The 11,761-nt window shown below is 61.5% G+C and carries 8 protein-coding genes; 5 read left to right on the top strand and 3 right to left on the bottom strand.

What is annotated here, in order from left to right:
• Positions 1-51 precede the first annotated feature (51 nt).
• Positions 52-3,051 (bottom strand): tetratricopeptide repeat protein, encoded by a 3,000-nt coding sequence (locus ACR65W_RS12325; RefSeq protein ID WP_434500865.1) that lies wholly within the window; start codon positions 3,049-3,051, stop codon positions 52-54.
• 299 nt (positions 3,052-3,350) lie between these two features.
• On the opposite strand from ACR65W_RS12325, the gene ACR65W_RS12320 reads away from it, so the two are divergent.
• From ACR65W_RS12320 to ACR65W_RS12300, 5 genes are all read left to right on the top strand, one after another.
• A complete protein-coding gene (locus ACR65W_RS12320; RefSeq protein ID WP_434500866.1) occupies positions 3,351-3,506 on the top strand; it encodes a hypothetical protein in 156 nt (51 codons plus the stop codon).
• 179 nt (positions 3,507-3,685) lie between these two features.
• Entirely contained in the window at positions 3,686-4,762 is a 1,077-nt protein-coding gene (gene wecB, locus ACR65W_RS12315; RefSeq protein WP_434500867.1) for a non-hydrolyzing UDP-N-acetylglucosamine 2-epimerase, read from the top strand.
• A gap of 17 nt (positions 4,763-4,779) precedes the next feature.
• Positions 4,780-4,998 carry a hypothetical protein gene (locus tag ACR65W_RS12310; RefSeq protein WP_434502688.1) on the top strand — a complete coding sequence of 73 codons (219 nt, stop codon included), beginning with the start codon at positions 4,780-4,782 and terminating at the stop codon, positions 4,996-4,998.
• A complete protein-coding gene (locus ACR65W_RS12305; RefSeq protein ID WP_434500981.1) occupies positions 4,988-6,448 on the top strand; it encodes a glycosyl transferase family protein in 1,461 nt (486 codons plus the stop codon). The genes ACR65W_RS12310 and ACR65W_RS12305 overlap by 11 nt, the downstream gene beginning before the upstream one ends.
• Positions 6,449-6,743: 295 nt before the next feature.
• Complete coding sequence (locus ACR65W_RS12300; RefSeq protein ID WP_434500980.1) at positions 6,744-8,621, top strand: CHASE3 domain-containing protein; 1,878 nt, start codon at positions 6,744-6,746, stop codon at positions 8,619-8,621.
• A 58-nt stretch (positions 8,622-8,679) separates the two neighbouring features.
• On the opposite strand, the gene ACR65W_RS12295 is transcribed toward ACR65W_RS12300, so the two are convergent.
• Together ACR65W_RS12295 and ACR65W_RS12290 are read right to left on the bottom strand one after the other, a co-directional pair.
• Positions 8,680-10,266 (bottom strand): amidase, encoded by a 1,587-nt coding sequence (locus ACR65W_RS12295; protein ID WP_434500978.1) that lies wholly within the window; start codon positions 10,264-10,266, stop codon positions 8,680-8,682.
• Positions 10,267-10,314: 48 nt separating this feature from the next.
• Positions 10,315-11,760: a SagB/ThcOx family dehydrogenase gene (locus ACR65W_RS12290; RefSeq protein WP_434500977.1), complete on the bottom strand. Its 1,446-nt coding sequence runs from the start codon at positions 11,758-11,760 to the stop codon at positions 10,315-10,317.
• Position 11,761 lies beyond the last annotated feature (1 nt).

Here is an 11,761-nt window from a genome sequence, read left to right as displayed (position 1 = left end):
CCGTAGTCCCCCCGGTGCTCCCGCACCATCCGAACCGCGCGATCCCGAACCTCAGGTGAAAAGCTCTTCGACGTCTTCTTCGTTTCCATGGCCCCAATCTCTCAAGAGTTGGAGCCTCCGGCAAACCCGGGGCGGTTCACCCAGCCATGTGCGCACGACCAGCGCCGGGCCTGCCCCAAAGGCAAATCGGCGGGTATCCGCGCTATCATATGTCGCCATGCCCATTGCAGCCGCCCCGAGCACGACGCGGGAGTCAGCGTCCCAGTAGGAATAGCCAAGCAAACCCACCGCGTTCTGCAGATACCGACGCTCGCCGGCCCTGTAGGTGCCATAGGTCGCAAAGCTCGTCAGCGGCTGCCATGTCGTCTCATGCGGATAGCTCATGTCTGTCGGTTCGATCGCGCCCGCCGCTCCCGCGCTTGTGGCGCTCGAATAGGCGAATCCGCCGTAGCCATAGCCCCATGACAAGGCGAGCTGATTGAACGGCGCGTTTCGCGTGAAATAATGCTGCCACTCAGCGCTCACCGAGAAATTAACGCCGTCGAACGGACGCAAGCGCAAACCCAGCCGCGAATAGCTCTCGGTGAAGCGCGTCTGGTCCTGGGACCAAAAGCCGCCGATCAAACCCTCGAGGCCAAATATGTACGGAAGGAAGCGCCCATCGAACCGGATGACCGTTTCGAAGCTCGGCTGAAGCTGATGCCCGCCCCAGCGTTTTCGACGATCGGCGATGCCGTTGAACACCACATTGGTGCGAACGCTCGCATCCGCCTCGACAACCTGCGTTCTGATCACATCTCGATCGCGGGCCGGCCGGGCTTTGAGGGAGGGATCGCTCGACCAGCGGTCGAGCGCTTCCCGAAAGAACTGCGACTCTTTTGAGCGATCGACATAGACGCTCGCATAACCAGCGTTCAGCAATACTTCGCCGCTGCGCTCGACCGCGAGGCTATTCTCAAAGGCCGCGACGGCGGCGGCATATTCCTTTTGACGCGCAAAAAATTGGCCAAGCGTCGACCATCCGGCGGCGTAGCCAGGATGCGTGTGCGCGAAGTCGACGAGTTCGGCGCGCGCGCGCGTCAGATCTCCCTGTTTTTCGTACGCCGACGACCTGGCGGTAGCGATTTCGAGTTCGACCGCCACTCTTTGCGCTGAAGGCAAATCTCCCCGGTCAAGCGCTTTTACAAAGTCCGCAAGCGCGCCAGCGCCGTCTCCGAGCGTCTTACGAAGATAGGCCCTTTGCGCATAGGCTTGGCCCGTGGCCTTGCCTCGCGCGATGAGCGCGTTTGACGCCCGTAGCGCCTCATCCGTGTGGCCAAGCCCTGCGAGCGCGGCGATCGTCACGCGAAAAACGGCCTCGTCGGCTCGGGGGAAAGCCTCTGCCGCCCTGCCATAACGCAACGCGCTCACCCAATCGCGAGCGGCCAGAGCCTTGAAGGCCTTTTCGGCGACGAGCGTGTAGCGCGCCTCATCAAGCGCCCGCGTGACGTTGAGCTTCTGATCGGCCGGAAGTCCATATTTCAAGGCCTGCTCGAAGTCTGCGACGGCGCCGCTCACATCCTTGGCCTGCCGACGCATGAACCCTCGCTGTGCGAGCACCTTCGGGCTTTGCGGGACAGACGCAAGGTAGCGGTTCGCTTCCGCAAGCGCCTCAGCTTTGCCCCCTTGGCGAAGAAGCGCCGTCAAGAGGAGGAGAACAGGCTCCTCCGCTTTGGGATCGAGACTATGCGCCTCTCTTGCCGCACGCACAGCCTCGTCCGGCCGCCCCGCTTTTAGCGCGTCATAGCCGCTGTTGAGCGCTTGCTGCAGGGGCGTCGCCGGCGCGCCGACCGGCGAAGCGCCGGGTTCATTCGCGCGTTCCGCCTCCGCAAGCGCGAGTTTTAGCCTCTTCACTTGCGCGGGCTCGAGAGCCGGCTGCGCGAGCGCGGCCCGAAAGTCCGCAATGGCGCCGGGCAGGTCTCCAATCGTGCGCCGGCTGTATCCGCGCTGCGCGAGCAACGTCGAACTCGGCGTATTGTCCTTGATGAACGCATCCGCTTCTTTTACCGCTGCTTTTACCTGGCGGGATTTGGTCAACGCCGTCATGAGCGCAAATAGCGGCGCTTCGGCGTTTGGATATTTGGCGCGCAGGTCGCGCGCCGCCTTCACCGCGCGAGCGTAATCGCGTTTTTTGATCGCTGCATAAACCTCCGCGAGTTCGGCTTGCACAATGCTATCATGCTCCGCCTTGACAGCTTCCGCGAGCGCGTTGCGCAATGGCGACGTTTGGCTTGGCTCAATGTCGGGCGCGGCGAGCGCGGCTTCGAAATCCGCCGCAGCGCCTTTCAAGTCCTGCATGGCGCGACGCAAATATCCGCGCTGGGCGAGAAGACGCCCGCTCGCCTTATTCTGCAAGATATAGCGATTCAGCTCGTCGAGAGCCGCCTGCGCCCGGCCCTGGCGGCTATAGGCTTCGGCGATAAGCCCGACAGGCGCTTCCGCTTTTTTATCGAGTTCGTGCGCCGCTCGCGCCTTCTCTATGGCTTCATTCAGCCGAGACTCGTTGAAGTCCTTATATGCGGCGCTCATTGCAAGATCGAAGAGCGCGACGTCGACTGCGGCGGCCTGCTCTTGGGTCAGCGCGCCGCTGTCTCGTGCGCTGCGCAGATCCGCCTCGGCGCCGGCGACGTCCATGAGTCGCTTGCGCAGATGACCGCGCTGGGCGATCAGCGCCATCGAATGCTTATGGCTGGCGACAAAGGCGCTAATGACGTCAACCGCCTCGCTGGTTCGTCCCGATTTGTTTAGAATGTCGGCCAGCAGGCGGACGGGCATCTCGTATGCGGGCGCGAGGCTTCGCGCCCGCTGCGCGTATTTGAGGGCGCCATCGTAATCGCCCTTGGCCAGACGCGCGAACGCCAAGGCAAGCTCCTGGTAGCCGGGCTGGCCTGGCCGCGGCTCCTCGCGAACGCCGTCGTTGTCGCCAGCGCGAGCAGCGATTGGCGTCGTGGACGCCAGCGCCAGCGCCAAAAAGAGGATTGTTGCGCAACGCCTTCGAAAAACCCGCCGCACGATTGCGCTCCATCTGCGTTGCAAAAAGCCGAGATTCCGACATCGGAATCTTCGAACGCGCGTCACGCGAATCAGGAACGAATCATGTTGTTTTTGCTAACCTATAACCGTTAATGAAGCAAAATCGGGCGAGGCGCGCCTCGAACTTTGGGGCGATGGCTCTTCGCAAGGTCGCCGCATTCCCATGTTTTGCTTCGTACTAGAAAATGAATTTAAAATCTATACTTAGGCCCATGGGACGCCCAGAAGGTTTGTACACGGAAACCCAACCTCGCCTCATATGCAGGAGCAGAAGCCAAATGCAACTTATGGTGTTAATCCTCGTGCTGTTTACATTGATATCCATCGCCGGCTTCATCGGAGCGTTCTTTTTTGGCGCGGCGGGAGCCGTCGTACTGATGGTGCTGGGTTTATCCATCTCCTTTATCGGAATAGCTTTTTTTACAGGCCGCTAACATGTCTAAATATTCATTCGACAGCTCAGAACTTCTAAATTATACAGGCCACTAAACTGGCATCACTGAGCAGAGCTGAGATGAACGAGTTGACAATCCTCAAGAAAGGCGAAAGTCGCCTAACTAAATCAAAACTTTGCTGTTTATGCATCGTTGGGACACGACCCGAAGCCATCAAGATGGGCCCTGTCATCGCCGAACTCAATCGTTCGGATTGGGCCTTTCCCTACGTGGTGACGACCGGCCAGCACGCTGATGTCGTCGAAGGAGCCCTGAAGGATTTTGGCGTGGTTCCTTCGCGCCGGCTGGACCTCGAACGTCGAAACGGCTCGCTGAATGAGCTGTTCGGCAAGGTGATCGCCGAGATGGATCGCGTGATCGACGAAGTTCGACCTGACTGCGTCATCGCCCAGGGCGACACGACGTCGGTTGCGGTCGTGTCGCTCGCCGCATTTCACATGAACGTGCCTTTCATGCACATAGAGGCGGGGCTCCGCACGGGAAAACTCAACGACCCCTATCCGGAAGAACTCAATAGGCGAATCGCCGGACTGACTGCGGCCATGCATTTCGCTCCGACCTCGGCGTCGCTCAATAATCTCCTGCGTGAAGGCGTCGTTCCTGGCGACTGTCTCGTCACTGGCAATACGGGCATTGACGCCTTGCTGCAGACGGCGGCGCACAAATTGCCTGCCCCGAAGGGGTTTCCGAATTTGCCGCGAGTCATTCTCGCAACGGCGCACAGGCGGGAGAGCTTCGGGGCGCCCATTGAAAACGCGCTACGGGGCATAAGGGCGGCGGTCGACCGGCATGACGACCTCGGGTTGTTTTTCGTCAGCCATCCCAATCCGAACGCTCATGAGCCGGCGCGCCGGATTCTTGGCGACCATCCGCGCATCGTGGTTACGGATGCGATCGACTACGCCGACATGGTCGCGGCGCTGAAGAGATGCTGGATTGTCGTCACGGACAGCGGCGGCCTCCAGGAGGAAGCGCCCGCGCTGGGAAAGCCCGTCCTCGTGCTGAGGAACACCACCGAACGGCCTGAGGCGGTTCGCGCCGGAGCGGTTCGCGTGGTCGGCACAAACTCCGCCGCGGTGTCGAGCGCGATCTCTCAGCTGTGCGACGACCCGGCGCTCTACGCCCGCATGTCTGTCCCGGTTTTCCCTTATGGCGATGGCCAGGCGGCGAAGCGGATCGTCGCCGCGATGCGTGCGCGACTGGTGCGCGCGATTCCAGCATTGTCGGCGGCTTAGAGCAGGTTCCGAAAAAGTTGACCGACTTTTTCGATGAGAACCTGCTCCAACATTTTGATTTTGAGCGATTCCTTATCGATCACATGATTCATGTGATCGGGAAGCGCTCTAGGCCGCTTCAGCGCTTCGCCATGCCGACCCTTAGCGGCAAGGCGCACAAACAACAAGGTCCGTCGCGCGCTCAATCTGCCGAACACGCGAGGCTGAAGAGCTTAAGGACGACCGATGTTTTTTGACCTGACGGACGCCACCGTCGCCTACGTCGATGCGCTGGTGGCACTTTTCCTTGTTTTTGGCGTCGCCATTATTCTTTACAGCCTGGACGATGTCTTCATCGACGTTGTTTACTGGCTTATGAGATTGTCAGGACGGATCCGCGCCGAACGATTTCAGTTTTCTGAACAGGCGCTGCTTGAACTGCCGCAACGCCCCCTCGCGGTCATGGTGCCGGCTTGGCGCGAAGAGGCTGTCATCTACGAAATGTTGAAGACCAACGCCGTCCATTCCGCGACGACGGTTTTTTTCGTCGGCGCCTATCCCAATGATGCCGCGACTCAGGCGGAGGTGCTGAGGGCGGCGGCGGAACTTCCAGAAAATATCCGTCTTGTCGTCGGCCCGCATGACGGGCCGACAACGAAAGCCGATTGTCTCAATGCGATCATCGCGGAAATCGGCGAATATGAGAAAGCCTCGAACATAAAGTTTGAGGGATTTGTGCTCCACGACAGCGAGGATGTGATTCATCCGCTGGAATTTCCGCTGTTCAGCGCGCTCCTCGCCACCTTCGATTTCATCCAGATCCCGGTATACTCCTTCAGGCGCTCGCTCCTTCAGATGACCGCGGGCACCTATATGGATGAGTTCGCGGAGTTTCATAATAAGGATCTGTTTGTCCGGCAGCGTCTTACAGGCGTTGTTCCGTGCGCCGGCGTGGCCGCCTGCTTCAGCCGGAAAGCGATCGAAGCTCTGAAGTCCTGGCGTCGGGGCGAGGTGTTCGACCCCATCGCTTTGACGGAGGACTACGACGTCGCCTTCGCCATGAAATCGCTTGGCCTGACGTCCGCGTTCGTTCTCAATGAGGCCCCCTATACGCTCGATATTCCGCTCGGGACCGATCAGGTGCAACGGATCGCATCGCCGCTCGCGATCGCGACGAGAGAAAATTTTCCGAGCGACTACCGAGCCGCCTACCGCCAGCGCGCGCGCTGGCTTCTGGGAATCGGCTTCCAGGGAGCCGCGAAGCTCGGCTGGGGCAACACGCTTACCGAGAGAATCTTTTTTCTACGCGATCGCAAGGGCATCCTGTCCGGCATCATCGCCGTCGTGGCCTATTTCCTGGCTTTCAACGCTATCGCGATCCTTGTCCTTGGAACATTCAGCGAAGAATGGCTCATCGCCGGCTACGCAATGCTCAATCCTACCCTGCGGCTGCTGTTCTTCGTCAACATCGTCCTGCTCATCAACCGGCTCGTCCAGCGGACGATCTTTACGACGTCGATCTATGGGTTGGGCCAAGGGTTGATGGCGGCGCCGAGAGTCGTTTTCTCGAACTTCATTAATTTCTCTTCGGCGTTGCGCGCCCTCTATATTTTTGTTTGGCGCCACAAAGTGCGCGGAGAACCGTTGAATTGGGACAAAACGAGCCACACCATTCCCGCTCAAAATGCAGAAGCGGTTCGAGCTTAAATTGAAGCATCTGGAGCGCATAGCGTTCCGTTGGGGCCGTGATATGCCGCCCGGCGCGTAACCCGGCGGAGGCGCGAAACCGCCGAACTCCCGCTCGACTTTCCGCGACGGCGGTCGTGACATTTCGCCGTCATTGTGCGCGCGAGCGGCGCGCCGGCTTCTCCTCGAAATGAACGTGGGCGCCGTCCCTTTCGCGCGTGTTCGATGCGGAAGGCCGATGGCGGGGACTCCGCAGCAAGAGGTTGACAGACACCGCTCTCGTGTAAATCTGATCGCGTCGCCTTTTGCCCAGGTCATGAAAATGACAGTAACGGTTACGCTTCCGAAAAAGGCCGTGTCATGGGCCATCTTCGGACTTCTTGTCGCAGCGATCGTTGGCGCGGCTATCTCTCTGGAAAAGCAGGTGGCGGCGCAAACATCGGTCGAGCACACGCTCTTTGTGCGCTCGGCGCTTCTGCAAACTCTCTCCACTCTGCAGGATGCGGAAACCGGCCAGCGGGGGTTCTTGCTGACGGGCAACGAAGCGTTTTTGGAGCCTTTCCATAACGCCGATCGAACCATTGGCGAGCGTTTGGGCGCCTTAGAGCGGGCTATCTTCGACAACGAAGAGCAGATGCAACGAGTGAAACGTCTGCGTTCCGTCGTCGCAGACCGACTAGCTGAACTACAAAAACACATTCAAGAACGCGGAGCCACGCCGGACGCAACTTTCGCCGATCGTCTTAAAGCCGGTAAACGTCTGATGGATCAGGCGCGCAGCATTATCGCCGAGATGCTCGCCGAAGAAGATCGGCTCTTGACGAAGAGAAACGCCGAAATGCGCTGGACGGTGACGTTGACGCAGGTTGGCGTTGCAGGCGCTCTCCTATCGGCGGCTCTCCTGGCTTGGGCGACCCTCAAGGACCGACAGAGGCAGGTTGTCGAACTTCAGACAGCCAATGTTGCGCTTCGAATTGCGCTCAAGCAGGCGGCCGAGGAAAGCGAGCGCCGGGAGCGCGTGGAAAGCCAACTCAGGCAGTCTCAAAAAATGCAAGCCGTCGGTCAGCTTACCGGCGGTCTGGCGCATGACTTCAACAATATGCTTGCGGTCATCGTCGGATGCCTCAACCTCCTGAAGCGCAAGATGGCTCGCGGCGAGATCGACAAGGATAGCTTGATCGACAAGGCCATGGAATGCGTTGATCGCGCCGCGGCCTTAACTCATCGCCTACTCGCCTTTTCGCGTCAGCAGCCGCTCGCGCCCCAGACCGTCGACGCCAATAAGTTGGTGGGCGGGATGGCGGAGATGATCCGACGCACGCTTGGCGAAGCCGTCAACGTCGAGACGGTTCTCGCAAGCGGGGTCTGGCGGATCCACGTCGACCCCAACCAACTCGAGAGCGCGCTATTGAACTTGGCCGTCAACGCGCGCGACGCGATGAACGACGAAGGCAAGGTGACGATTGAGACATCGAACGCCTATATCGACGACCACTACGCGCGGGAACACGCCGAAGTGAAGGAGGGTCAATACGTGTTGGTCGCCGTCAGCGATACTGGAACCGGCATGCCGCCCGAGGTTATCGCCAAGGCCTTTGAGCCGTTCTTCACGACCAAAGGCCCCGGCAAGGGAACGGGGCTCGGCCTCAGTCAAGTATTCGGCTTCGTCAAGCAATCGGGCGGGCACATCAAAATCTATTCAGAGCCTGGCCAGGGCACGACGGTGAAGATTTATCTGCCGCGTTTCGTTGGCGAGGGAGAAATCCCCGCTCCAACTCACCGGGCGAACGAAATTCAAACGGCCTTGAGGGGGTCGCCGGAGATGCTCATCCTCGTCGTCGAAGACGAGGATCGGATGCGGAGCGTCGCCGTCGCGATGCTCGGGGATTTGGGGTATAGCGTGCTCGCTGCGGGAAGCGCCGCCGAGGCGCTTGCGCTTATAAACGCCAATCCTCATATCGATTTGCTATTCACCGACATCGTCATGCCGGACATGAACGGTCGCGCACTCGCGGAAGAGGCGCTGCGCCGTCGTCCCGATCTGAAGGTAGTGTTTACAACGGGGTTTTCGCGAAACGCCGTGATTCATAACGGCGTGCTCGATCGCGGCGTAAATTTCCTGCCGAAGCCATTCTCGATCGAGCAGTTGGCGCAGAAGGTCAGCGCTGTTCTTGGAGTGATGGAGGCCACCTGAAGCCGCGGCGATGCGCCGGTTGGAAACGAAGCGCGCTGATGGCGCCGTTGCGGACGCGCTAATGATTCGCGCACAAGTCCGGCGGAGGCGCAAAACCGCCGAACTCCCGCTCGAGGAGTTCGGCGAAGGCGATCGTGGTGCGATCTTCGAGGTAAGGCCCTATGATCTGCACGCCGATCGGCAAGCCGGTCTCGGTTCGATCGATCGGCGCCACGGTCGCCGGGAGGCCAGGAGTCGTGGCAAGCTCCGCCCACACAATTTGCGCATCGAGGTAGGCGTAGGATCGGCCGTCGATCTCGATGCGTCGCGACTCGATCGGCGAATGATCGTGCGGAAAAGCTAGCGTCGGCATCGCCGGGCAGAGCACGACGTCCCAGTCGCGAAAGAGCTCTCGCCACCGCTCCTGAAGCTCGCTCCGCGCCCCGTCGGCCGCGAGCCAATCCCGATGGCTGATGACCGCGCCGCGCGTACGTTCGGCCGCGAGGCTCCGGTTCCGGGGCGACAGCGCTGCGGCCGCGCCGCGAAGCCTGGCATAGACGCTGGGCCGCAAATCCGCGCCCCAAAATGCGGACAACAGCCGAACATAGAGACGCGCCGATTCGGCAAGGTCGGGCAGTAAGGGACTCGCATGCGCGAGTTTGGCCCCCGCGCGAACGAGCCGCTCCGACAATCGACCGAGCGCCGCCCGCACCACGCTGGCGGTACGGCCAAGCGGATGCGTGTCGATGACGAGAACGCGGAAGTCCTTGAGGTTATCGTGCCGGGCGGCGGGCAGAGCCAGCCGGTAGCCGGCGCCGGCGCGTTCCTCGTCCGGTCCGGCGATCACATCGAGCGCAAGCGCGAGGTCCGCAGCGCTTCTGGCCATTGGACCGATGACCCCGAGATCGCAATGGCGCGGCAAAGGCGGCGCGCCCGGCGGGGTCAGTCCGCGATTAGGCACAAGACCCGATGTCGGCTTGTGAGCATAGACGCCGCAATAATGCGCTGGCGCGCGCAACGAACCGCCGCGGTCCGAGCCGATCGACAGCGGCCCGAAACCGCAAGCAAGCGCCGCCGCCGAGCCGCCCGAGGATCCGCCTGGCGTGAGCCGAAGACTCCAAGGGTTGTTGGTTGTGCCGTAGATGTCGTTGTAGGTCTGCCAATCGCTCAGCATTAGCGGCACATTGGTCTTGCCGAGGATGACGGCGCCCGCATTCTTCAAGCGCGCGACGACCAAGGCGTCTTCTTGCGGCATGAAGCGCTTGAACTGCGGGTCGCCCCAAGTCGTCGGCAGTCCAGCAATATCGAAGGATTCTTTCACCGTCATCGGGACGCCAAGCAAGGCGCCCGTTCCGCCGCGAGACAGCGCGGCATCGGCCGACTTGGCCGCCTCGCGCGCGCGTTCGAAGTCTCGGGCGACGACGGCATTGACGCGCCGGTCCGCCGTCTCGATGCGCGCGATCGTGCGATCCGTGAGCTCCAGCGCCGAAATCTTTCGCGCCCGCAACGCGGCCAGGAGATCTTTGATCGTGCAGTAATCCCACTCCGATGCGGGGAGGGAATGGGTCTTCTGCGCCAACGCCCCGCGCGACCATGGGGCGGTCGCGGCCGCCAGAGCGGTTATCCCTGCTCCGATCAAAACATCGCGTCGTGCTGCGCCAGTCATTGGACGATCCCTGACCGCCGATCTGTCAGTCGCGCTGGCGACGCGCCGTCAATCGGCGACGGGCGGTGAATCGCTTTGAGCGCCGCGTCCGATCGCGATCTGGCCGACCGACCCTTCGGCGTGAAACGCGAGGCCTGTCATTTTGGCGAAGAGGTCGATGTCTCCGACGCCAATCGCGCAGGCTCCGATCTCCATCTCGGCGGCCATCAGATAGAGCGTCTGCATCAGCACGCCGACATGTTTTAGAACAAGCGCATAGGCGAAGCCGCTATATTTCCAGGACACGCGGCCGAAACGCGCTGCCATGGTGACGAGGACTTGCGGGACATCCGGCGCGCCCATGGCGAATTGCGCGTCCTCCAGCATCGCCGTAAGCCAATGCTCGTTCGTCTCGATCAAAACAAGAGCGTGGCGGCTGGCGTCGTAATGATAAAAGCCGCGCGCCAGGCCCTCACATCGATCGACGGCGAGATAGAGCTCCAATTCGTAGCTCGCGCCGCCCGACGGATAGGGACGAGGGGCGACCTCGAACTCCGGCTCATCATGATCCTCGTGGGGCGCCTGCTCTCGCGATATGATTCTTGCGGCGCTGTCGAGGAGCCGCGCCACCTCCGCCAGCGTGATCGGGCGCCGCTCATCGAAGGCGCGGGTCGAGCGTCGGCGCCGCAATAGTGTCGCAAAGTCCGAAGGCGGCGCCGTCTCAAACGTCTTCAGGTCGATCGCCGGCCCCGGCCAGCTCGGCCGCACCGCGGGCGGCGGCGCTGCGAGATCCGCGTGGGCGTAGAGGCCGCCGGAGGGATTGGCGTGTCGTCCATCGGTGCTGCGGGTGTGGAACAGCAGATCGTGGAAGTCCCATAGAACGAGATCGCCGTCGCCTTCGGCTGCGCGCAGCGCTTTGTCGGCATCGTGACCGGGCGTGAACAGAATCTGGCCTTCGAGGAGCAGTGCCAGCAGCTCTACTCCCGGAAAGTCGACCAAGGCGCGAAGCTCTTTTACCGTGCGGGCCTCCGACAGATGCGCGATCATTGCCGTAACGCTTGGGTCGCACAGTCGGAAGAGCGCCATGGCGCGCGGCGATTCGAGCACCAGGTCGGCGCCGCGCCGCCGCATATAGGCGAAGCGCGACAGCGCCAGCGAGCGATCCTCGTCGATCTCGATCATCCGTGGCGCATAATCGCGCATCTGCGGCTCGACGACGATGAGATCGGGACCGCTCGGCCCGCGAGCCAGGCGATATTCAACGAGTCCGTAAAGCGCCAGCCTCCGGACGAGTTCGCTCATCTCCCCGTCCCGCTCCCCATCGAACGCCACGCCCGTCTCGAAGTCGGCGGTGCGCTCTGCGACATCAGCGCCAAACGTTCCGAACTCCACGGTCCGACCGTCGAAAAGGGCGGAGACGCCGCCCGTGGCGTTGCGCTCGAGCGTGACGCCAGGATTGAGTCGCGCGAAGAGCCGTGCCGGCGGCGCGAGGGGTTGGGAGGCTTCGCTATGCAAC

The organism is Methylocystis sp. (assembly GCF_051062815.1).
In the GTDB taxonomy this organism is placed as follows: Bacteria; Pseudomonadota; Alphaproteobacteria; order Rhizobiales; family Beijerinckiaceae; genus Methylocystis.
Note: the sequence above shows the minus strand (reverse complement) of the source record. Positions and strands in the feature narration are given on the sequence as shown.

Bases quoted from the DNA above. Each gene is read 5' to 3' on its own strand.
- ACR65W_RS12320 (WP_434500866.1), top strand. From the start codon at position 3,351: ATGCAACTTATGGTGTTAATCCTCGTGCTGTTTACATTGATATCCATC.
- wecB (WP_434500867.1), top strand. From the start codon at position 3,686: ATGGGCCCTGTCATCGCCGAACTCAATCGTTCGGATTGGGCCTTTCCC.
- ACR65W_RS12305 (WP_434500981.1), top strand. From the start codon at position 4,988: ATGTTTTTTGACCTGACGGACGCCACCGTCGCCTACGTCGATGCGCTG.
- ACR65W_RS12300 (WP_434500980.1), top strand. From the start codon at position 6,744: ATGAAAATGACAGTAACGGTTACGCTTCCGAAAAAGGCCGTGTCATGG.
- ACR65W_RS12295 (WP_434500978.1), bottom strand. From the start codon at position 10,266: ATGACTGGCGCAGCACGACGCGATGTTTTGATCGGAGCAGGGATAACC.